The sequence below is a fragment of the Veillonella sp. genome (assembly GCF_018381775.1).
Classification (GTDB): domain Bacteria; phylum Bacillota; class Negativicutes; order Veillonellales; family Veillonellaceae; genus Veillonella.
On sequence record NZ_JAGZRH010000009.1, the window covers coordinates 1 to 21213 of the forward strand.

General features: G+C 40.8%; 36 protein-coding genes and 1 pseudogene. All 37 read left to right on the plus strand.

The genetic code is table 11. From position 1 onward, the window contains the following. Positions 1-142: pseudogene (gene tuf, locus KH109_RS06480) on the plus strand (elongation factor Tu); the annotation flags it as partial. 180 nt (positions 143-322) lie between these two features. Then, positions 323-634, plus strand: a complete 312-nt coding sequence (rpsJ, locus tag KH109_RS06485; RefSeq protein WP_004695100.1) for a 30S ribosomal protein S10 — start codon at positions 323-325, stop codon at positions 632-634. 12 nt (positions 635-646) lie between these two features. Beyond that, a complete protein-coding gene (gene rplC / locus KH109_RS06490) occupies positions 647-1288 on the plus strand; it encodes a 50S ribosomal protein L3 (protein WP_295216968.1) in 642 nt (213 codons plus the stop codon). A 26-nt stretch (positions 1289-1314) separates the two neighbouring features. Beyond that, positions 1315-1938, plus strand: coding sequence for a 50S ribosomal protein L4 (gene rplD / locus KH109_RS06495; protein ID WP_005377066.1), 624 nt, complete (start codon positions 1315-1317; stop codon positions 1936-1938). Continuing rightward, positions 1938-2222 carry a 50S ribosomal protein L23 gene (rplW, locus tag KH109_RS06500; RefSeq protein WP_004695108.1) on the plus strand — a complete coding sequence of 95 codons (285 nt, stop codon included), beginning with the start codon at positions 1938-1940 and terminating at the stop codon, positions 2220-2222. The genes rplD and rplW overlap by 1 nt, the downstream gene beginning before the upstream one ends. A gap of 26 nt (positions 2223-2248) precedes the next feature. After that, positions 2249-3079 (plus strand): 50S ribosomal protein L2, encoded by an 831-nt coding sequence (rplB, locus tag KH109_RS06505; RefSeq protein WP_005385496.1) that lies wholly within the window; start codon positions 2249-2251, stop codon positions 3077-3079. 23 nt (positions 3080-3102) lie between these two features. Then, positions 3103-3384 (plus strand): 30S ribosomal protein S19, encoded by a 282-nt coding sequence (gene rpsS / locus KH109_RS06510; RefSeq protein WP_005385498.1) that lies wholly within the window; start codon positions 3103-3105, stop codon positions 3382-3384. 13 nt (positions 3385-3397) lie between these two features. Beyond that, complete coding sequence (gene rplV / locus KH109_RS06515) at positions 3398-3733, plus strand: 50S ribosomal protein L22 (RefSeq protein ID WP_004695112.1); 336 nt, start codon at positions 3398-3400, stop codon at positions 3731-3733. Positions 3734-3749: 16 nt separating this feature from the next. Beyond that, entirely contained in the window at positions 3750-4415 is a 666-nt protein-coding gene (gene rpsC, locus KH109_RS06520; protein ID WP_295216973.1) for a 30S ribosomal protein S3, read from the plus strand. Beyond that, a complete protein-coding gene (rplP, locus tag KH109_RS06525; protein WP_004695114.1) occupies positions 4415-4852 on the plus strand; it encodes a 50S ribosomal protein L16 in 438 nt (145 codons plus the stop codon). Before rpsC ends, rplP begins: the two co-directional genes overlap by 1 nt. Further along, the gene (rpmC, locus tag KH109_RS06530) at positions 4842-5045 is read left to right on the plus strand and encodes a 50S ribosomal protein L29 (RefSeq protein WP_004695115.1); all 204 of its coding nucleotides are present in this window, start codon (positions 4842-4844) and stop codon (positions 5043-5045) included. The genes rplP and rpmC overlap by 11 nt, the downstream gene beginning before the upstream one ends. Before the next feature lie 39 nt (positions 5046-5084). Further along, a complete protein-coding gene (rpsQ, locus tag KH109_RS06535) occupies positions 5085-5345 on the plus strand; it encodes a 30S ribosomal protein S17 (RefSeq protein ID WP_005385504.1) in 261 nt (86 codons plus the stop codon). A 24-nt stretch (positions 5346-5369) separates the two neighbouring features. Beyond that, positions 5370-5738, plus strand: a complete 369-nt coding sequence (gene rplN / locus KH109_RS06540; protein ID WP_004695117.1) for a 50S ribosomal protein L14 — start codon at positions 5370-5372, stop codon at positions 5736-5738. Positions 5739-5756: 18 nt separating this feature from the next. Then, complete coding sequence (gene rplX, locus KH109_RS06545) at positions 5757-6077, plus strand: 50S ribosomal protein L24 (protein WP_004695118.1); 321 nt, start codon at positions 5757-5759, stop codon at positions 6075-6077. A 23-nt stretch (positions 6078-6100) separates the two neighbouring features. Then, positions 6101-6640, plus strand: a complete 540-nt coding sequence (gene rplE / locus KH109_RS06550; protein WP_024065152.1) for a 50S ribosomal protein L5 — start codon at positions 6101-6103, stop codon at positions 6638-6640. Between the two features lie 16 nt (positions 6641-6656). After that, complete coding sequence (rpsN, locus tag KH109_RS06555) at positions 6657-6926, plus strand: 30S ribosomal protein S14 (RefSeq protein WP_005377140.1); 270 nt, start codon at positions 6657-6659, stop codon at positions 6924-6926. Positions 6927-6953: 27 nt separating this feature from the next. Continuing rightward, a complete protein-coding gene (rpsH, locus tag KH109_RS06560) occupies positions 6954-7340 on the plus strand; it encodes a 30S ribosomal protein S8 (protein WP_004695128.1) in 387 nt (128 codons plus the stop codon). 24 nt (positions 7341-7364) lie between these two features. Then, complete coding sequence (gene rplF / locus KH109_RS06565; protein ID WP_039968986.1) at positions 7365-7910, plus strand: 50S ribosomal protein L6; 546 nt, start codon at positions 7365-7367, stop codon at positions 7908-7910. Positions 7911-7945: 35 nt separating this feature from the next. After that, positions 7946-8308, plus strand: coding sequence for a 50S ribosomal protein L18 (gene rplR / locus KH109_RS06570; protein ID WP_009350984.1), 363 nt, complete (start codon positions 7946-7948; stop codon positions 8306-8308). Between the two features lie 18 nt (positions 8309-8326). After that, complete coding sequence (rpsE, locus tag KH109_RS06575) at positions 8327-8830, plus strand: 30S ribosomal protein S5 (RefSeq protein ID WP_004695136.1); 504 nt, start codon at positions 8327-8329, stop codon at positions 8828-8830. 14 nt (positions 8831-8844) lie between these two features. Further along, the gene (gene rpmD, locus KH109_RS06580) at positions 8845-9024 is read left to right on the plus strand and encodes a 50S ribosomal protein L30 (protein ID WP_004695138.1); all 180 of its coding nucleotides are present in this window, start codon (positions 8845-8847) and stop codon (positions 9022-9024) included. A gap of 22 nt (positions 9025-9046) precedes the next feature. Continuing rightward, positions 9047-9490: a 50S ribosomal protein L15 gene (gene rplO / locus KH109_RS06585; protein ID WP_005385511.1), complete on the plus strand. Its 444-nt coding sequence runs from the start codon at positions 9047-9049 to the stop codon at positions 9488-9490. 1 nt (position 9491) lies between these two features. Further along, the gene (secY, locus tag KH109_RS06590; protein ID WP_295216978.1) at positions 9492-10754 is read left to right on the plus strand and encodes a preprotein translocase subunit SecY; all 1263 of its coding nucleotides are present in this window, start codon (positions 9492-9494) and stop codon (positions 10752-10754) included. 12 nt (positions 10755-10766) lie between these two features. Beyond that, the gene (locus tag KH109_RS06595; RefSeq protein ID WP_005385513.1) at positions 10767-11330 is read left to right on the plus strand and encodes an adenylate kinase; all 564 of its coding nucleotides are present in this window, start codon (positions 10767-10769) and stop codon (positions 11328-11330) included. Between the two features lie 3 nt (positions 11331-11333). Then, entirely contained in the window at positions 11334-12104 is a 771-nt protein-coding gene (gene map / locus KH109_RS06600) for a type I methionyl aminopeptidase (protein ID WP_295216980.1), read from the plus strand. Positions 12105-12127: 23 nt separating this feature from the next. After that, entirely contained in the window at positions 12128-12346 is a 219-nt protein-coding gene (gene infA / locus KH109_RS06605; RefSeq protein ID WP_004695147.1) for a translation initiation factor IF-1, read from the plus strand. A 26-nt stretch (positions 12347-12372) separates the two neighbouring features. Continuing rightward, positions 12373-12486, plus strand: coding sequence for a 50S ribosomal protein L36 (rpmJ, locus tag KH109_RS06610; RefSeq protein WP_004695148.1), 114 nt, complete (start codon positions 12373-12375; stop codon positions 12484-12486). A 23-nt stretch (positions 12487-12509) separates the two neighbouring features. Then, positions 12510-12878 carry a 30S ribosomal protein S13 gene (gene rpsM / locus KH109_RS06615; protein ID WP_004695149.1) on the plus strand — a complete coding sequence of 123 codons (369 nt, stop codon included), beginning with the start codon at positions 12510-12512 and terminating at the stop codon, positions 12876-12878. A 19-nt stretch (positions 12879-12897) separates the two neighbouring features. Beyond that, on the plus strand, positions 12898-13287 hold the full coding sequence (gene rpsK, locus KH109_RS06620) for a 30S ribosomal protein S11 (protein ID WP_004695151.1): 390 nt from the start codon (positions 12898-12900) through the stop codon (positions 13285-13287). 71 nt (positions 13288-13358) lie between these two features. Next, a complete protein-coding gene (locus tag KH109_RS06625) occupies positions 13359-14363 on the plus strand; it encodes a DNA-directed RNA polymerase subunit alpha (RefSeq protein ID WP_156720027.1) in 1005 nt (334 codons plus the stop codon). 12 nt (positions 14364-14375) lie between these two features. Continuing rightward, positions 14376-14711 carry a 50S ribosomal protein L17 gene (gene rplQ, locus KH109_RS06630; RefSeq protein ID WP_004695155.1) on the plus strand — a complete coding sequence of 112 codons (336 nt, stop codon included), beginning with the start codon at positions 14376-14378 and terminating at the stop codon, positions 14709-14711. Positions 14712-14897: 186 nt separating this feature from the next. Further along, entirely contained in the window at positions 14898-15845 is a 948-nt protein-coding gene (locus tag KH109_RS06635) for an energy-coupling factor transporter ATPase (RefSeq protein WP_295216985.1), read from the plus strand. Beyond that, positions 15845-16705, plus strand: a complete 861-nt coding sequence (locus tag KH109_RS06640; RefSeq protein ID WP_295216987.1) for an energy-coupling factor transporter ATPase — start codon at positions 15845-15847, stop codon at positions 16703-16705. The genes KH109_RS06635 and KH109_RS06640 overlap by 1 nt, the downstream gene beginning before the upstream one ends. After that, entirely contained in the window at positions 16695-17498 is an 804-nt protein-coding gene (locus tag KH109_RS06645) for an energy-coupling factor transporter transmembrane component T (RefSeq protein ID WP_295216990.1), read from the plus strand. Before KH109_RS06640 ends, KH109_RS06645 begins: the two co-directional genes overlap by 11 nt. Beyond that, a complete protein-coding gene (truA, locus tag KH109_RS06650) occupies positions 17495-18280 on the plus strand; it encodes a tRNA pseudouridine(38-40) synthase TruA (protein ID WP_295216993.1) in 786 nt (261 codons plus the stop codon). The genes KH109_RS06645 and truA overlap by 4 nt, the downstream gene beginning before the upstream one ends. 270 nt (positions 18281-18550) lie before the next feature. Then, entirely contained in the window at positions 18551-20302 is a 1752-nt protein-coding gene (locus KH109_RS06655; protein WP_295216996.1) for a 2-oxoacid:acceptor oxidoreductase subunit alpha, read from the plus strand. A 1-nt stretch (position 20303) separates the two neighbouring features. Next, complete coding sequence (locus KH109_RS06660; RefSeq protein WP_295217000.1) at positions 20304-21176, plus strand: 2-oxoacid:ferredoxin oxidoreductase subunit beta; 873 nt, start codon at positions 20304-20306, stop codon at positions 21174-21176. Positions 21177-21213 lie beyond the last annotated feature (37 nt).

The following is a 21213-nucleotide window of genomic DNA, read 5'->3' on the forward strand; positions in this document are numbered from 1 at the left end:
AGAAATGTGTATGCCTGGCGATAACGTAACAATGGATATCGAATTGATCACTCCAATCGCTATCGAAGAAGGTCTTCGTTTCGCGATCCGCGAAGGTGGTCATACAGTAGGCGCTGGCGTTGTAACTGAAATCGAAGGTTAATTTAACCTTTTATGCTCATCGTAGTGATGCGTTGAGCACAATACATGCAGCATTCAGAGCGGCAGTAATGCCGCTCTAGTGTTGTGTTTTTAAACTATGAAGTAGAAGGTTGCCTCTGCGGAGGAGAATTTCTATGGAGCAGCCCATTCATGAAATGGACGACAGGAGGAATTATTAATAATGGCTAAACAGCAAAAAATCCGTATTCGCCTTAAGGCATACGACCACAAAGCTCTCGATCAAAGCGCTGCTAAGATCGTAGACACTGCAAAAAGAAATGGCGCTATGGTATCTGGTCCGATTCCATTGCCAACAGAAAAGAATATCTTCACAATTCTTCGTTCTGTACACGTAAACAAAGATTCTCGTGAACAATTCGAAATGCGTACACATAAACGCTTAATCGATATTCTTGAACCAAATTCGAAAACAGTAGATGCTATCACTCGTTTAGATTTACCAGCTGGTGTATCTATTGAAATAAAACTATAAGGAGGTGCGATAATGTCTAAAGCTATTTTGGGTAAAAAATTAGGAATGACTCAAGTCTTCACAGCTGAAGGCCAATTAGTTCCTGTAACAGTAGTGGAAACTACCCCAAGTGTTGTAGTGCGCGTTAAGACTGTTGAAACAGACGGCTACGAAGCAGTACAAATTGGTTACGGTTCCATTAAAGAAAAACATTTAACAAAACCTGTAAAAGGTCAGTTCGACAAAGCTGGCGTAGCTCCAGTTAAATATCTTCGCGAAGTTTGCGTAGCTAATGCAGCTGACTACACAGTAGGCCAAACTCTGGCAGCTGATATCTTCGCAGAAGGTGAATTGGTGGACGTAGTGGGTACAGGTAAAGGTAAGGGTTTTGCTGGCACAATTAAACGCCATAACTTCTCCCGTGGTCCTGAAACTCATGGTTCTAAATCTCACCGTGAACCTGGTTCCATCGGTCCTATGATCTCCGGTGGCGGCGGTAAGGTATACAAAGGTAAAAAACTCCCTGGACAAATGGGTGGTTACAGAGTTACCGTACAACGCTTATCCGTTGTGAAAGTTGATGCTGAACGTAACCTTTTATTGGTTAAAGGTGGTATCCCAGGCGCTAAAGGTAGCTTGGTTATGGTTCGCAACACGGTTAAACCTGTTAAATAATCATTTGTCGAAAGGAGGATTATGTAATGCCTACAGTAGCAACATATAATCAATCCGGCGTTAAAGTCGGTGAAATACAGTTAAACGATGCAGTATTCGGCGTTGAAGTTAACGAAGCCGTAATGCATCAAGCCGTAGTTCGTCAATTGTCTAACGAACGTCTCGGCACACATGCAACAAAAACTAGAGGTATGGTTCGTGGCGGTGGCCGCAAACCTTGGAAACAAAAAGGTACTGGTCGTGCACGTTCCGGTTCCAGCCGTTCCCCAATCTGGATTGGTGGCGGTACTACATTTGGTCCACAACCTCGCAGCTATTACAAAGCTATGCCTCGTAAGGCTAGACGTTTAGCAGTTAAATCTGCTCTTAGCGATAAAGTGAATAATAGCGAATTATACGTTTTGGAAGAAATCACATTAGCAGCTCCTAAAACTAAAGAAGTATTGAATATTATCAATAGCTTCAATGTTGGTGATGCAAAAGTATTGTTCATCACTGAAGGTGATGTAAATGTTGAACGTTCCGCTCGCAATATCCAAGGTGTTAAAGCATTGGCTTGCGAAGGTATGAACATTTTCGATCTTCTTCATTACGATAAGCTCTTCATTACTAAAGGTGCTGTCGCAAAAATCGAGGAGGTACTTGGATAATGCAATTACATGATGTACTAATCCGCCCGGTTATTACCGAAAAATCCACTATGCTTATGGAAGAAGGCAAATACACTTTCCGTGTGCCTTTGACTGCAAATAAAGTGCAAATCCGTCAAGCAGTTGAAAAAATCTTCAATGTAAAAGTAGAAAAAGTAGCTACTATTCGTGTTTTAGGCAAAACTAAACGCATGGGTCGTACACAAGGTAAACGCAGCGATTACAAAAAAGCTATCGTTACTTTGAAAGCTGGCGAATCCATTGAATTCTTTGAAGGTGTCTAAGAGTCTAGTTGTAAGGAGGCCCACTAATGGCAATTAAATCATTTAAACCGTACTCCGCTGGTCGCCGGTTTATGACAGTATCCGCCTTCGACGAAATCACAGCAAGCAAACCAGAAAAATCTTTGCTAGCTAAGATTTCTCAAAAAGGTGGTCGTAACAATACTGGTAAAATGACAGTTCGTCACCAAGGTGGCGGTCATAAACGTCAATATCGTATTATTGACTTCAAACGTACTAAAGATAATATTCCAGCTAAAGTAGCAACAATCGAGTATGATCCTAACCGTTCTTCTCGTATCGCTTTGCTTAACTACGCTGATGGTGAAAAACGCTACATTTTAGCTCCTAACGGTCTAAAAGTTGGTGACGTTGTATTCTCCGGTCCTGAGTCCGATATTAAACCTGGTAACTGCTTACCATTGGCTAATATTCCAGACGGTACACAAATCCACAATATCGAATTGAAAATCGGTAAAGGTGGCCAAATCGTTCGTTCCGCTGGTACATCTGCTCAATTGATGGGTAAAGATAATGGCTATGCTATTCTTCGTTTACCATCTGGTGAAATGCGTCGTGTTCGTCAAGAGTGCCGTGCAACAGTAGGTGTTGTTGGTAACGCTGACCACAGCAACCTTGTAATTGGTAAAGCTGGTCGTCATCGTTGGATGGGCGTTCGCCCTGGCAACCGTGGTGTTGTAATGAACCCTTGTGACCATCCACATGGTGGTGGTGAAGGTAAATCTCCTGTTGGTCGTAAACATCCTGTTACACCTTGGGGCAAACCAGCACATGGTGTTAAAACTCGCGACAAGAAAAAAGCTTCTAACAGCTTAATCATTAAACGTCGTACAAAATAGGATAAAGGAAAGGAGATAAAATAGTGTCCAGATCTATTAAAAAAGGCCCTTTCGTAGCAGATCATTTGCTTAAGAAAGTTGAAGCTTTAAACGAAACTAACGAAAAGAAAGTTGTAAAAACCTGGTCCCGTGCCTCTACTATTATCCCAAGTTTTGTAGGCCACACAATTGCTGTGCATGATGGTCGCAAACATGTACCTGTATTCATTACAGAAGATATGGTAGGTCATAAATTAGGTGAGTTCGCTCCTACACGTACTTATAAAGGTCATGGTAAGGACGAAAAATCTACAGGCAAAAAATAGGAGGAAATAATACATGGAAGCAAAAGCAATCGCTAGACATATCCGAATCGCGCCTCGTAAAATCCGTATCGTTGCAGATTTAGTGCGCGGTAAAAACATCGGCGAAGCATTTGCCATCTTGAAGTTCACTCCGAAAGTTGGCGCTGATGTAGTAGAAAAAGTTATGCGTTCTGCAATCGCAAACGCTGAACATAATTTCGATATGAATGTTGACAATCTTTACGTATCCGAGATCTTCGTTGATCAAGGCCCTACATTAAAACGCATTCATCCTCGTTCCCGTGGTCAAGCTTTCAAAATTTTGAAACGCACTAGCCATGTAACAGTAGTAGTTAAAGAAAGAGCTTAAGAAGGAGGGAAACAGAGTGGGTCAAAAAGTTAATCCACACGGTTTGCGTGTCGGTATCGTAAAAGATTGGGACGCAAAATGGTATGCAGATAAAGATTTCGCTGCTAATCTTCATGAAGACGTAAAAATTCGTAACTTCTTGAAAGAAACCCTTTTCATTGCTGGTATTTCCCGCATTGAAATCGAGCGTACAAATAAACGTATTAAATTGACTATCCACACTGCAAAACCAGGTATGGTTATCGGTCGTGGTGGTGCTGGTATCGAAGATATCAAAAAAGCAATGACTCGTTTCACTGACAAACAAGTGGACGTTAATATCGCAGAAATTAAACAAGCAGACATGGATGCAATCTTGGTTGCAGAAAACATTGCTAGCCAATTGGAACGCCGTATCGGTTTCCGTCGTGCAATGAAACAAGCTGTAGGTCGTACAATGCGCTTAGGTGCAAAAGGTATCAAAATCATGGTAAGTGGTCGTCTTGGCGGCGCTGAAATCGCTCGTAGCGAATCCTACCGTGAAGGTTCTATTCCTTTGCATACACTTCGTGCAGACATCGACTACGGTACTGCTGAAGCTCATACAACATATGGTTGTATCGGCGTTAAAGTATGGATTTACAAAGGTGAAGTTTTGCCAGAAGCAAAACAACCTGCTAAGAAGGAAGAAGGTGGCAAGTAATGCTTATTCCAAAGCGCGTAAAACATCGTAAGCAATTCCGCGGCCGTATGAAAGGTCGTGCTATGCGCGGTAATACAGTGTCTCATGGTGAGTTCGGCTTGGTAGCATGCGAACCATCTTGGATCACTAACCGTCAAATCGAAGCTGCCCGTATTGCTATGACTCGTTATATCAAACGTGGTGGTAAAGTATGGATTAAAATTTTCCCTGACAAACCAATCACAGCTAAACCAGCTGGTACTCGTATGGGTTCCGGTAAAGGTTCTCCTGAATACTGGGTAGCAGTAGTTAAACCAGGTCGTGTAATGTTTGAAATGGACGGTGTGCCAGAAGCTACAGCTCGTGAAGCTATGCGTCTTGCAAGCCATAAACTTCCAATCAAATGCAAATTTGTTGTTAAGGGTAAAGAATTGGGTGGTGACGTAAATGAAGGTTAATGACATTCGCAATATGAGCGCTGCCGAAATGGAACAAAAAGTTTCCGGTCTTAAGGAAGAGTTATTTAACCTCCGTTTTCAGCTTGCAACAGGTCAATTAGAAAATCCTATGCGCATTCGTGAAGTTAAGAAGACAATCGCTCGTATTAAAACTGTACAACGTGAAGTTGAACTTAAATCTGAAAACGCATAATAACAGATTTGTTAAAGGTTGAAAAGGAGGCTTAAAATCGTGGCAGAAGAAAGAAACGTACGTAAAGTCCGCGTAGGTAAAGTTGTTAGCGACAAAATGAATAAAACTGTTGTTGTTGCTGTAGAACGTAAAGTACCTCACGCATTATATAACAAGCCAATGGTTAGCACTAAACGCTTCAAAGCTCATGATGAAAATAATGAGTGCCAAATTGGCGATACAGTTAAAATTGTAGAAACTCGTCCACTTTCTAAAGATAAATGTTGGAGAGTTGTTGAAATTCTTGAAAGACAAAAATAAGAGTGATGTAAGGAGGAATAGACGATGATCCAGCAACAAACAATTTTGAATGTTGCCGACAACACTGGTGCAAAACGTATTATGTGTATCCAAGTCATGGGCGGTTCTTATCGCAAATTCGGCAATATCGGTGACGTAATCGTTGCTTCTGTAAAAGATGCATCACCCGGTGGCGTTGTCAAGAAAGGCGACGTAGTCAAAGCTGTTATTGTTCGTTCTAAAAAAGGTATCCGCCGTCAAGACGGTTCCTATATCCGTTTCGATGAAAACGCAGCAGTAGTTATTAAAGACGATAAAACCCCTCGTGGTACTCGTATTTTCGGACCTGTAGCAAGAGAACTTCGTGAAAAAGACTTCATGAAAATCGTTTCCTTGGCTCCAGAAGTATTATAAGAAGGAGGAACGCAGCATATGGCTAAACTACAAATCAAAAAAGGCGATACAGTTGTTGTTATCTCCGGTAAAGATAAAGGTAAGCAAGGTACAGTAATTGCAACTGAACCTAAAAAAGAACGCGTATTTGTTGAAGGCGTTAACACTGTAAAACGTCACACAAAACCTTCTCAAGCTAACCCACAAGGCGGCATCGTTACTAAAGAAGCTGGCATCCATGTTTCTAACGTAATGGTTGTTGACCCAGAAACTAAAACAGCTACTCGTATCAAAAAAGTTGAAGGCAAAGACGGTAAATTCGTTCGCGCTACAGTTAAATCTGGTACAGTACTTAAATAATCAGGAAAGGAGGAGCTAAATAAATGTCTCGTTTATTTGAACAATACAACTCTGAAATTAAAAAGAGTTTGCAAGAAAAATTCCAATACGGCAACGTTATGGAAATCCCTAAATTGGAAAAAATCGTTATCAACATCGGCGTTGGTGATGCAGTAGGCAATGCAAAAGCATTGGAAGCAGCAGTTAATGATTTGACTATCATTGCTGGTCAAAAACCTGTAATCACAAAAGCTAAAAAATCCATTGCGAACTTCAAAGTTCGTGAAGGTATGGCGTTGGGTACAAAAGTTACTCTTCGTGGCGAACGCATGTATGAATTCCTCGACAAATTGATCAATGCGGCATTACCTCGTGTACGTGACTTCCGCGGTATCAGCGCAACAGCATTTGATGGCCGTGGTAACTACGCTTTGGGTCTTAAAGAACAGCTCATCTTCCCTGAGATCGAATATGATCAAGTAGAACGTGTTACTGGTATGGATATCATCGTAGTAACAACTGCTAAAACAGATGAAGAAGCTCGTGAATTGTTGACTCAATTTGGTATGCCTTTTGAAAAATAATAGGAGGAACATATAGATGGCTAAAAAATCTATGATTGAACGCGAAAAGAAACGCGCTAAAATCGTTGAAAAATATGCAGCTAAACGTGCAGCGTTAAAAGCAGCAGGTGATTATGAAGGCTTGTCCAAATTACCAGCAAATGCATCCCCAACACGCTTACACAACCGTTGCAACTTAACTGGTCGTCCTCACGGCTATATGCGCAAATTCGGTATCAGCCGTATTGCGTTCCGTGAATTGGCGTACAAAGGACAAATTCCTGGTGTTAAAAAAGCCAGCTGGTAATATTAGACGAGAGGAGGTTTTTAGATTATGGTAATGACCGATCCTATCGCGGATATGCTTACGCGCATCCGTAATGCAAATGCTGCACTTCATGAAACGGTAAACATTCCTGCATCTAGAATGAAAGCAGCTGTTCTTGACATCCTTTTACAAGAAGGTTTCGTAAAGAACGTAGAAAAAGAAGAAAACACTTTAAAAGTAACTTTGAAATATGGTTCCAATAACGAAAAAGTTATTACAGGAATTAAACGTATTTCCAAACCTGGTTTACGTGTTTACGCGAAAAAGGAAGAACTTCCTCGTGTACTTGGTGGTTTGGGTATCGCAGTTATTTCTACATCCAAAGGCGTTATGAGCGACAAACAAGCTCGTAAAGAAGGTCTTGGTGGCGAAGTAATCGCATACGTTTGGTAATAGTAGCAATAGGAGGTAGAAATAATGTCACGTATCGGTAGAATGCCTATCGAGATCCCTGCAGGCGTTACTGTTACATATGATAACCATCATATGAACGTAAAAGGTCCTAAAGGTGAATTATCTCGCGATTTGCATCCAGATATGAATATCACTGTTGAAGGTAACACAATTACAGTAGCTCGTCCTTCCGACAATAAAGCTCATCGTTCCCTTCACGGTTTGACTCGCGCTCTTGTTGCTAATATGGTAACAGGCGTATCTGAAGGATTCACAAAAACTCTTGAAATCAACGGTGTTGGTTACAGAGCGGCTAAACAAGGCAATAAATTAGCTCTTACACTTGGCTTCTCTCATCCAGTAGAAATGGAAGCTCCAGCTGGTATTACAATTGAAGTTCCAGCTCCTAACAAAATCGTTGTTTCTGGTGCAGACAAAGAAGTTGTAGGCGCAGTAGCAGCTGATATCCGTAAATGGAGAAAACCAGAACCTTACAAAGGTAAAGGTATCCGCTATGAAGGCGAAGTTGTTCGTCGTAAAGCTGGTAAAGCTGGTGCAAAAGGTAAATAGTAATATCATCTATATGAATGAAAGGAGTGAATATCTTGCCTCGTAAATCTAGTAGAAACATCGCTCGAGCAAAACGTCATCTTCGTATTCGCCGTCACATCTCTGGTACGGCAACTTGCCCACGTTTGAACGTATTCCGTTCTTTAGGCAACATCTATGCTCAAGTTATCGATGACGTAGCAGGTACAACTTTGGTAGCTGCTAGCTCTTTAGATAAAGATTTGAACTTATCCTATGGTGGTAACGTAGCTGCTGCTAAAGCTGTTGGTGAAGCAGTTGCTAAAAAAGCTATCGCTAAAGGTATTGACACAGTAGTGTTTGACCGTGGTGGTTACATTTACCACGGCCGCGTAGCAGCCCTTGCAGAAGGTGCTCGTGAAGCAGGCTTAAAATTCTAAGAAGGAGGAACTATAGACATGGCGAGAATTGACTACACCAGTCTTGATCTTAAAGAAAGAGTAGTATTCATCAACCGCGTAGCCAAAGTAGTTAAAGGCGGTCGTCGTTTTTCCTTCAGCGCTCTTGTAGTTGTTGGTGATGGCAACGGTTATGTAGGCGTTGGCTTAGGTAAAGCAGCGGAAGTACCAGAAGCAATTCGCAAAGGTATTGATGATGCTAAGAAAAATATTGTAAACGTAGCAATTAAAAATGGTACAATCCCTCACAGCGTAACAGGCGTATTCGGTGCAGGCCGCGTATTCTTGAAACCAGCTGCTGAAGGTACTGGCGTTATCGCTGGTGGCCCTGTTCGTGCCGTATTGGAATTAGTAGGTGTTCGTAACATCTTAACTAAATCTTTGGGCTCTTCTAACCCTAACAATATGGTTCGCGCTACTATCGAAGGTTTGAAAGATTTGAAACGCGCTAGCGAAGTTGCAGAACTTCGTGGTAAAACCGTTGAAGAAATTTATAACGCGTAATAAGGAGACAAGAAATGGCACAAGTTAAAGTAACATTAACAAGAAGCTTAATCGGTCGTCCTGAAGATCAACGCGCGACAGTTAAAGCTTTGGGCTTGAAAAAAACTAATTCTCAAGTTGTAAAAGAAGTAACACCTCAAATCGAAGGTATGCTTCACAAAGTTAGACATTTAGTAAAAGTTGAAGAAGTTTAATACTGATAAGGAGGTGCACTGAATGAAACTTCATGAATTACAACCAGCTGCTGGTTCCAAAAAAACTCGTACTCGTGTAGGCCGTGGTTTAGGTTCTGGCTTGGGTAAAACATCTGGTCGTGGTCAAAAAGGTCAAAACTCCCGTTCTGGCGGTGGCGTTCGCTCCGGTTTTGAAGGCGGCCAAATGCCTCTTTATCGTCGTTTACCAAAACGTGGTTTCAACAACGTTTTTGCTAAACAATATGCTGAAGTTAACGTAGAACAATTGAACCGTTTTGAAGACGGTGCAACAGTTGATCCAGTAGCTCTTATTGAAGCTGGCATTTTGAAAAATGTACGCGATGGCATTCGTATTTTAGGTAACGGTACATTGGAAACTAAAAACTTAACTGTTATCGCTAATGGCTTCACTAAATCTGCTGAAGAAAAAATTACAGCAGCAGGCGGAAAAGTAGAGGTGATCTAGGGTGCTAGATAGCCTCTCGAACATCTTTAAGATTACCGAATTACGTAATAAGATTCTTTACACATTAATGATGTTTGCCATCTTTAGAGCTGGTATTCACATTCCTGTTCCAGGTGTTGATGCATCTGTTATTGAATCCTTGTTTACATCTGGTAACCTATTCGGTCTATTAGACTTGTTTGCTGGTGGTGCGCTAAGTAAGTTCTCTATCTTTGCGATGAGTATTACACCTTACATCAATGCTTCCATCATCATGCAACTGCTTCAAGCTGTAGTTCCTCAGTTCGAAGCATGGAGTAAAGATGGTGAAGAGGGCCGTAAGAAAATAGCGAAGGTAACTCGTTATGGCACCGTAGTGCTTGGCTTTGTACAAGCCGCAGGCATGGCATTTGCTCTTAGAGCAAACAACGCTTTGGTAAATAATGATTTCCTTAGTGTATTCGTTGTGGCCATCATCTTAACAGCAGGCACATGCTTGTTGATGTGGATTGGTGAACAAATCACAGCATATGGTATAGGTAATGGTATTTCCTTGATCATCTTTGCTGGTATCGTAGCTCGATTACCTGATGGTTTAGAAACTATTTATCAATATATCCAAAACGGAACAATCAATATGTTCCAAGCATTCTTATTTGCTGTAATTGCTCTTGCGATGATTGCTGTCGTAGTTGCAGTTACACAAGGCCAACGTCGTATTCCGATTCAATACGCTAAACGCGTAGTAGGTCGTAAAATGTACGGTGGTCACTCTACATTCTTGCCGTTGAAAGTTAATCAGGCAGGTGTAATCCCAATTATCTTTGCGTCATCTGTGTTGATGTTCCCTGTGACGATTGCGCAATTTATTGACAATGAATATGTTCATAAATTAGCTGATCTCTTTACATGGGGTACGCCGTTACAAACGGCATTGTATGCAATATTGATTTTTATCTTTACGTATTTCTATACTGCAATCTCTATCAACATTACAGATATGGCAGATAATATGAAAAAATACGGTGGTTTTATCCCAGGTATTCGTGCGGGTAAACCAACTGCTGATTATGTGGATAACGTGATGACCAAAATCACTTTGGCTGGCGCTGTATTCTTAGCTGTCGTTGCTATTATACCGAATTTCCTCGGTAGCATTACCGGCGTCCAAGGCGTATACTTTGGTGGTACGGCTCTTCTCATCGTTGTAGGTGTAGCACTTGATACAATGCAACAAATCGAGTCGCTCATGGTAACACGCCACTATAAAGGCTTTGTGAAATAGGAGGGAAACAATATGTATATTCTATTAATGGGACCTCCTGGTGCTGGTAAAGGCACTCAGGCAGCTCGACTTATTGAAAAATACGGTATTCCCCAAATTTCAACAGGTGATATGTTCCGCGCTGCGATTAAGAACGAAACACCTCTTGGAGTTGAGGCTAAGAAATACATCGATGCTGGTCAATTGGTACCAGACAGTGTAACTGTTGGTATCGTACGTGATCGCTTGGTGAAAGATGACTGCAAATCTGGATTTATTCTTGATGGATTCCCAAGAACTACAGCGCAAGCTGTGTCCTTGGATGCAATCCTTAAAGAATTAGGAATTTCTTTGGACGCTGTACTTAACCTAAACGTTCCTTCCGAGGAATTAGTTAAACGTATTAGCGAACGAGCTGTTCTAGAAAATCGTGCTGATGATAACCCTGAAACAGTACAGAAACGTCTAGCTGTGTACGAAGAATCTACTAAACCTTTAATCGACTACTATCGCAATAGCGGTTTATATGAAGAAATTAATGGTTTACAAGATGTAGACGCAGTATTTGCTGACATCATTAAGGCTTTGGAGAAATAATCCATGATTATTTTGAAATCGCCCCATGAAATTGAATGTATCCGCAAGGCAAGTAAGCTTACAGCAGACACGTTGTCCTTGTTAGTAGAAAAGGCTAAACCTGGCATCACGACGCTTGAGTTAGATACAATTGCCGAAGAATATATTCGCAGCCACGGTGGTATACCAAGTTGTAAAGGGTACTATGGATTCCCTGCTACAATCTGTGCTTCTATCAATGATGAAGTTGTTCATGGTATTCCGAGCGCTAAGCGTAAGCTTAAAAATGGTGATGTCCTCAGTATTGATCTTGTATCATCTATTGATGGATATCATGGCGATTCGGCTGTGACGATTCCTATCGGTCACGTCAAACCTGATGTGATGAAATTGTTAAAAGTTACAGAAGAAAGTCTGTTCAAGGGAATTGAACAAGTGAAAGTTGGCAACCGTATCGGTGCTATCGGTCATGCTGTTCAAACGTATTGTGAGAAACATGGTTACGGTGTCGTTCGCGACTTCGTAGGTCATGGTTTAGGCCGCGAAATGCATGAAGATCCGCAAATACCAAACTATGGTAGTCCTGACCAAGGACCTTTAATGAAACCAGGTATGGTATTGTGTATTGAACCGATGATTACATTAGGTAGTTATCGTGTTCATGTATTAGGGGATGACTGGACAGCAGTTACCGTAGATGGTAAACCTGCTGCTCATTTCGAACATACAGTGGTTGTTACAGAAAACGGCCCTGAAATATTAACCATGCGTGATGAACCGCGGTTAATTAAATAAAACAGGTAACCGGAGGAAAAGATATGTCAAAAGAAGACGTTATTGAGGTGGAAGGTACGGTAGTTGAGGCTTTACCGAATGCCATGTTCCAAGTTGAATTGGAAAATGGTCATATCGTATTGGCTCATGTGTCAGGTAAAATGCGTATGAATTTTATCCGTATTCTTCCTGGTGATAAAGTTACTATGGAACTGACACCGTATGACTTAAATCGTGGTCGCATCACCTATCGCTTCAAATAAGCATAGGGTCCACAAAGGAGGTACTAATGAAGGTTCAACCATCAGTTAAAAAGATATGCGAAAAATGTAAAATCATTAAACGCAAAGGCCGTGTAATGGTTATTTGCGAAAATCCAAAACATAAACAAAAACAAGGATAATCTGATAGGAGGTGGATGATTAGATGGCACGTATCGCCGGTGTAGATTTACCTCGTGATAAACGAGTGGAAATTGGTTTAACTTATATTTATGGTATTGGTCCAACTTTAGCATCTGAAATCATTGCTAAAACTGGCATCAATCCTGACACACGTGTTCGTGATCTTTCTGAAGATGAAGTAGCGAAAATCCGTGAATTGTTAGATGCTGATTACAAAGTTGAAGGTGACCTTCGTCGTGAAGAAGCTCTTAACATTAAACGCTTAATTGAAATCAACTCCTATCGAGGCAAACGTCATCGTATGGGTTTACCACTTCGTGGTCAACGTACTAAAACGAATGCACGTACTCGCAAAGGTCCTAGAAAAGCAATTGCTGGTAAAAAGAAATAAGATAAAGGAGGGATAAAGCGTGGCTAAAAAAGTTGTTAGAACTAAAAGAAAAGAAAAGAAACATATTGAATCCGGTGCGGCTCATATTCGTTCTACATTCAATAACACTATCGTAACTTTGACAGATACAAACGGTAATGCGTTGTCTTGGGCTTCCGCTGGTGGCTTGGGCTTCCGTGGTTCCCGTAAATCCACTCCATTCGCTGCTCAAATGGCTGCTGAACAAGCTGCTAAAGCTGCAATGGAACATGGTCTTCGCACTGTTGAAGTATTCGTAAAAGGTCCTGGATCCGGCCGTGAAGCTGCAATCCGTGCTTTACAAGCTGCAGGTCTTGAAGTTACTTCCATTAAAGACGTAACTCCAATTCCTCACAATGGTTGTCGCCCTCCAAAACGCCGTCGTGTATAATTTATAGCGGCCGATTTGATACGGTGCTATAATTAAACTATGAACGTGTGTTGTATAGGAGGATGTTCCTGATGAGCGAAGAAAAGAAACTTAAAATCGAGAAGGTGGACATCGCCGAAGGCGGTCGCTATGGTAAGTTCGTATGTGAACCATTAGACCGTGGTTATGGTATCACTCTCGGTAATAGCTTACGCAGAATTTTGCTTTCATCCTTGGATGGGGCAGCTATCACCTCTATCAAAATTGATGGAGTTCTTCATGAGTTCTCTACTATTCCTGGTATTCGCGAAGACGTTACGGATATCATCCTTAACTTAAAGCAATTGTGCATTAAAGTTGAAGAAGATGTTCAATTACCTTTGGAAGTTCATTTTGACTTCCAAAAGGACGGCGTATTGACAGCTGCTGACTTGGCTGAACAATTCCCACCAGAAGTAGAAGTATTGAATCCTGAACTAGTGATTGCGACAATGGATGAGACAGCTCATCTCGTAATGGACGTAGTAATCGAACGTGGCAAAGGTTACGTTCCTTCCACGAAGAATAAAAAAGATACAGATGTAATCGGTTGTATTCCAATCGATTCCATCTTCTCTCCAATTCTTCGTGCCAAATACGAAGTGAGTGATGTTCGTGTAGGCAATGAAATGGACTTTGACAAACTTACATTAGAAGTTTGGACTGATGGTTCCATTACTGCTGCTGATGCAGTAGCAAAATCTGCTGCCATTATGATTGGTTATTTAGGGAACTTCACTAAATTAGCGCACTCTGCAGATGTTGTAGATGTAAACACAGGTGAAGGCGGTATCGTTGTTGATCCAGTAGGTTCCGAGAATGAAGAACCGGCTGTAGATGACGGCCCAGCAAAGATTTCCATCGATGAGTTGGAACTCTCTGTTCGTGCGTATAACTGCTTGAAACGTGCTGGCATTAATACAATTGCAGATTTGCTAGACAAAACCATTGATGACTTAGGAAAAGTTCGCAATTTAGGTAAAAAATCCATCGATGAAATTGAGGAAAAACTCAACAATCATCCAGGTGGTTTTCACCTTAAACAAAAAGGCGAATAAGGAGGAAGACGAATGTACAGAAAATTAGGCCGCGACAGCTCCGCTCGTAAAGCGTTGTTCCGTAGCATGTTAACATCTTTCTTCCAATATGAGCGTATTGAAACTACAGAAGCTAAAGCGAAAGAACTTCGCTCTTTAGCTGATCAAATGGTAACTTTGGCTAAACGTGGTGATCTTCATGCACGTCGCCAAGTTCTTGCATACCTCATGGATGAAAGCGTAGTAAAAAAATTGTTTGATACAATTGCTCCAAAATATGCAGACCGTCAAGGTGGTTACACTCGTGTAATCAAAACTGGTCTTCGCAAAGGTGACGCTGCACCTTTGGCTATTATCGAGTTAGTTTAATCAAACTCATACGGTGTTGTAACTTATGTTGCAGCACCGTTTTTTTATTGTCAATTTTATGGTACAATCGATTAGTATAATATCGTAATATGTTAGCAGTTATCGTAATATTGAATATGTATTGTTAACCGCAAAGGGGTTTACTTTCATAGAAACGAAATTGACTAGAAAGATATGAGGTTATCCATGAATGAAAAAGACATTATGATTGAGGTCAATCATATGAGTCATATTTATACTGATGAAAATGGCAATGATGTACATGCATTAAATGATGTGAGTTTATCCATCAAGCGTGGTGAGTTTGTTTGTATTATCGGTACTAATGGTAGTGGTAAAAGTACACTAGCCAAGCATTTCAACGTGTTATTACAACCTAGTGAAGGGTATATCAATGTATGTGGCTATGACACGCGTGATGAAGAACATATTTGGGATATACGCCAACATGTAGGTATGGTGTTCCAAAATCCGGATAACCAAATTGTGGCAGCTGTCGTAGAAGAAGATGTTGCCTTTGGTCCAGAAAATCTTGGAATTCCTAGTGCTGAAATTAGAAAACGTGTCGATGCAGCATTAGAGGCTGTTAATATGACTGAATATAGAGAGCATGGTCCTCATTTGTTGTCTGGTGGTCAAAAGCAACGTATTGCTATTGCTGGCGTACTTGCCATGAAACCTGATTGTATCGTTCTTGACGAACCAACGGCTATGCTCGATCCCAAAGGTCGTCGTGAGGTATTAGAGACAGTTCATAAGCTCAATAAAGAAGAAGGTATCACTATCGTGTACATTACACACTTTATGGAGGAAGCTGTCACAGCTGATCGTGTGGTAGTTATGAAAAATGGTGTGAAATTAAATGATGGCACTCCTCGTGAAATCTTTAGTCATGTAGATACCTTAAAAGGCCTTGGCCTTGATGTTCCGGTTGCGTCTGAAATTGCTTTTAAATTAAATGAAAAAGGTTATGAAATCGGTAAAAGTATCATCAATAATGAAGAATTAGCTGTAGGTCTTAAACATTCTAAATTAGCTGATCAACTACTAGGTGAGCATAATGTAGGGGCTAACACTATAAGTTCTTCTACCAATGAAGATGTAAATGCAGTAAGAGGGGAGGGCACACACTAATGGCGATTGTATTAGATAATATTACTTATACCTATGGTGTAGGTACTCCATTTGAAAAGACAGCCCTTCACGGTGTATCTCTTACTGTTGAAAACGGTGAGTTTTTAGGCATCATTGGTCATACCGGCTCTGGTAAATCTACCTTTGTACAACATTTAAATGGCTTATTACACCCTACAACAGGAACGGTTACCGTTAATGGTGTAGATATTAGTGCTTCTACAGAGGAAGCTAAAAAGATGCGCCATAAGGTAGGCATGGTTTTTCAATATCCAGAGCATCAGTTATTTGAAGAAACTATTGCCGAAGATATTGCTTTTGGTCCTAAAAACTTAGGCCTCAGTGCTGATGAAGTAGATGAACGGGTACGGGAGGCAATGAAATTTGTAGGTCTTGATTACGACACCTACGCGGAGCGCTCTCCATTTCACCTATCTGGTGGACAAATGCGCCGTGTTGCCATCGCTGGTGTAGTGGCTATGAATCCAGATTTCCTAGTCCTTGATGAGCCATCTGCAGGCCTCGACCCATTTGGTCGTGAAGAAATCTTTGAAGAGATCATTCGACTTCATAAAGAAAAGGGCATTACTGTAATCCTTGTATCACATAACATGGAGGATATTTCTCGCATGGCCTCTCGCCTAGTAGTACTCGATAAAGGTCGCATCGTTCTCGATGGGGAACCGATGGATATCTTTAATAACCATCGCGATGAATTACAAGCGGTAGGTGTAGACGTACCACCAGTGTCTGTAACCATGGAATATTTGCGTGAACAAGGACTAGATGTGTCTAATCGTGTATTATCTGTAGATGATGCAGTACAAGCCATTCTAGAAGGAGGTAGCCATGTTAAATAACATTACCATTGGGCAATACTTCCCAGGAAACTCCTTCTTACATCGTATGGATCCTCGCGCAAAGATTATTGCTACCACAATATTCGTAGTAGCCATCTTCTTAGCGAACTCTCCTCTTGCGTATGGCTTGGTAGGGGCATTTACCATCTTTGCGATGCTATTATCAAGATTACCATTACGCTTGATGTGGTCAGCTATTAAACCTCTTTGGATTATTATTGTATTTACTATGGGGATTCATATCTTTACGACCCCAGGTAATTCACTTTTCCAATGGGGCATTATTAATATTACAGATCAAGGCTTAGCTATGGGTCTACAAATGGCGGCACGATTAATCTTTTTAATCTTATTCTCCTCCCTATTGACCTATACGACATCACCAATTCGTTTGACTGATGGTATTGAGCATTTGCTAAACCCATTCCGTTGTATTGGCGTACCTGCTCATGAATTGGCTATGATGATGACCATTGCATTGCGTTTCATTCCTACTTTATTGGATGAAACAGATCGTATTATGAAAGCTCAATCTGCTCGTGGTGCAGACTTTGTAACAGGGTCTATCATTCAACGGGCAAAAAATATGGTACCTTTGTTGGTTCCTTTATTCATTAGTGCATTTAGACGTGCTGATGAACTGGCTATTGCTATGGAAGCGCGTTGCTATCGAGGTGGTGTAAACCGTACGCGTATGAAGGAACTACAAGTTACTTATGTTGATTATATTGGCGTCGGTGCTGTTATTTTGATTACCATTGTACTCATCGTTTTATGGTGGCTTGATCTATGAGAAATATACGAATCATAGTTGCTTATGACGGCACCGATTTGGCAGGCTATCAGAAGCAACCTGATGATAAGGGCTTAACCGTACAAGGTTGCTTAGAATATGGATTATCTAAAATTTGTAATGAACCCATACAAATCTATGGAGCTTCTAGAACAGATGCAGGTGTACATGCGAAGTTTCAAGTATGTACGTTCCAAACATCTGGATCTATACCAGTAGAAAATATTCCTCGTGCTATGATTGCACATATTCCAAAGGATATCGTTGTTCTTGAAGCCCTGGAAATTCCACTCGATTGGAAGCCACGCTGGAATATATACGGTAAAGAGTATGTATATACCATTCATAATCAGCTTATTGCTAATCCTTTGACAAAACGATACCATTGGCATGTTAAGAAGCCTCTTAATATCGACCTCATGCAAGCTGCAGGCAATGAATTATTAGGCACCCATGACTTTACTACCTTAAAAGGGACGAATTCAACGCCCGCTGATCCGGTAAAAACAATTATAGGAATTCATGTAGAGGCAGAAGGATCTCATGTTACCATTTCTGTAGTGGGGGATGGGTTCTTATACCACATGGTTCGCAATATTGCAGGGCTCCTCGTCGATGTAGGCCTTGGAAGACGCAAGGTGGAGGATATTAAGGACTATTTGGCTGCTAAAGATCGTCGTGTTATAGGTAAAACGGCGCCAGCCCAAGGGTTATGTTTAGAGGAGATATTCTTTACGGAAGAACGTCAGCAAGAGGTGTTACAGAATAAATATTCTATATAATTTTGTATAGACTGCATTCTTCTAGAATTTATTTAAAACGATAACTATTAATACTAAAAGGATACTACTTAGCATGTAGTATCCTTTTTTCTTATAAGTTTTAGTTATAATGCCTTAATTTATACCTATTATTATGTGAAATGATACATTGTAAACCCAATATATACATGATACAATGACGATATGGACAGGTTCGTACTATAAAACATTAACATAGTAAGGTAGACTCTTGTCAGCAGTGTAATTTTTATCCTAAGGAGGGTGAATCTCTTGCAAAAACGTAAAGATTTTATCTGGAAAATGGGCGGCCAACAAGGTGAAGGTATCGAGAGTTGTGGCGAAATCATGGCGACAATCCTCGCTAAAGAAGGTTATTCCTTGTATAGCCAACGTTTATTTGCATCTCGTATCAAAGGTGGTCATACTACATTCGCATTGCGCGTTGCATTAGAACAAGTTATGTCTATTGGTGAAGGCGTAGACTTCTTGCTTTCTCTTGATCAAGAAACAGTTGATATGCATGGTTCTGAAGTTCGTGAGGGCGGTTACATCATCTGTGACAGCAAAGTAAATCCTGACTTCTCTAAATTTGAAGGTACAAAGGTTAATTGCTTGTCCTTGCCAATCTCTGAAACTGCAATGAAACAAGGTTCCTTGTTGATGCGTAATATCGTAGCACTTGGTATGTCTGTTGCACTTCTTGGTTTCGATACTAAGATGTTTAAAGATGCGATTGCTGCTAAATTTGCGAAAAAATCCCAAGAAATCGTGGATAAAAACTTAGCTGCCTTTGACGATGGTTATAGCCTTGTAATGGAAAAATTGGGCGATGTGGAAATCGATACATTGCCAGCTCCTGGTAAGAAAGATCAAATGTTCTTATTAGGTAATGAAGCATGTGCTTTAGGTGCTATTGCTGCGGGCTCCCGTTTCATGGCATCTTATCCTATTACTCCAGCATCTGAAGTAATGGAATATATGATTAAAAATATGGATAAATTGGGTGCTACTATCGTTCAAACAGAGGACGAAATCGCAGCATGTATGACAGCTATGGGTGGCGTATACGCAGGTGTTCGTGGCTTCACATGTACTTCTGGCCCTGGTCTTTCCTTGATGGCTGAATCCTTATCCATGGCTTCCATGGCTGAATTACCAATGGTTGTTATCGACGTTCAACGTTCTGGTCCATCCACAGGTATGGCTACAAAGGTTGAACAATCTGATATTGATGCAGCTTGCTATAATGCACATGGCGATTACTCTGGTATCGTTATTTCTCCAACATCTATCGAAGAATGCTTCTATGAAATTCAAAAAGCTTTCAACTTGGCAGAAATGTACCAATGCCCAGTTATCTTCATGCCTGATTTACAACAAGGTTTGAATAAACAATCCGTTCCTTCCTTCGACTTGAACCGTGTACCTATTAACCGCGGTAAAATGATGAAAGAAGCTGATCTTCCTGAATTGGAACAACCTAAATACTTCAAACGCTTTGAATTGACTGAAGATGGTATTTCTCCACGTACAATTCCTGGTATGAAAAATGGTCTATTCCTTTCCACAGGTCTAGAACATAATGAAGAAGGTAAACCAGCAGAAGCGCCTACAATGCACGTAGCGCAAACTGATAAACGTTTCCGTAAATTGGAAACTGTAGCTGATAACTACGAACCATTCTTGAACAACGCTAAATATGACGAAGCAGATGTTCTCGTTGTAGGTATGGCTTCTAGCCGTGGCGCTATCGAAGAAGCAGTTGCTGAATTCGATCAAGAAGGCGTTAAAGTTAACCACTTGCAATTGCGCTTGATTAAACCATTCCCAGCAAAACAATTACAACCATTCATGGATGCTGCGAAAAAAGTGGTTATCGTTGAGCACAATGCAACAGGTCAATTGACTAACTTATTTAAAATCAACATGCATAAGAAATCTAAAATTTCCAGCTGCTTGAAATACGATGGTAATCCATTCACAAAAAGTTATGTGAAAAATGCGATTAAGGAGGTCCTATAATATGACAACAGCTAAAGATTACAGAAACGATATTCGTCCTAACTGGTGTCCAGGCTGTGGCCATTATGGGGTTCAAGCAGCGATTACTGATGCTGTAGTAGCGAAAAATATTCCACCAGAAAAATTAGCAGTAATTTCCGGTATCGGTTGCTCTAGCCGTATCGGTGGTTATTTCTACGCGTATGGCGCTCATACAACTCATGGTCGTGCGCTTCCTTACGCACAAGGCGTTAAACTTGCTAACCAAGACTTAGAAGTTATCGCTTGCTCTGGTGATGGTGATGCGTTTGCTATCGGTATGGGTCACACTATCCATGCTTTCAAACGTAATGTAAATATGACATATATTGTAATGGATAACCATGTATATGGTTTGACTAAAGGTCAAGCATCCCCTCGTTCCGATATCGGTTTTGTTACAAAAACAACTCCTCGTGGGGCGTTCGAATCTCCATTGTCCGTTTGTGAAACTGCAATTGCTGCAGGTGCTACATTCGTAGCACAAGGTTATATGATTAATCGTGCACAACTTGTAGAGTTGATTCAAAAGGCTATGGACCATGATGGCTTCTCCTTCATCAACGTATTCAGCCCATGTGTTACATACAACAAACGCAACAGCTATGACTGGTTCAAAGAACATTTGCTAGAATTGCCAGAAGGTTATGACCCAACAGATCGTGCATTAGCACTTAAAACATTGGGTGAAACAGATGGTTTGGTAACAGGTGTTATCTACCAAAATACAACTAAACCTTCCTTTGAAAAAGCTATGGCTGCAGCAAATGGTGGTCCACATCCTCGTCCATTAACAGAAGATGTAGTAAAACCAGATCAAGCGCTATTTGATAGCCTTTGCAATCAATTTAAATAATCTTATTTAAATTGGATCATTTATGATCTGTGCCCCT